Here is a 432-nt window from a genome sequence, read left to right on the forward strand (position 1 = left end):
GAGTGGTTGGATCAAAAGCACGGCCGAGACGGCCTGGCAGCCGACCTGATTTTGGAGGCTTAACTCAGTCAAATGTGGGAGCTGGCTTGCCTGCGATGCAGGCACCTCGGTACATCAGACATAACCAGTTGATGCCATCGCAGGCAAGCCAGCTCCCACAGAAAAGCAGAGCACAGAAGTCTGGCGGCCGAACCCGGTAAAATTGTGGGAGCGGGCTTGCTCGCGAATGCGGTGGGTCAGTGAAAAATGAATTGACTGACACCCCGTATTCGCGAGCAAGCCCGCTCCCACATTTGGATCTCATTCCATCAGATGGATACTGTGTTGCTGTGCTTTTGCCCTGCTTTTGCTTCAACCACTCAGGTCGGCTACCAGGCCGCCGTGCTGTAGATTTTGATCTTGATTTTGATCTGAGGCGCCCCGTCAACCACG

Origin of the sequence: Pseudomonas sp. D2002 (genome assembly GCF_013385735.1) — a bacterium.
Lineage (GTDB): Bacteria > Pseudomonadota > Gammaproteobacteria > Pseudomonadales > Pseudomonadaceae > Aquipseudomonas.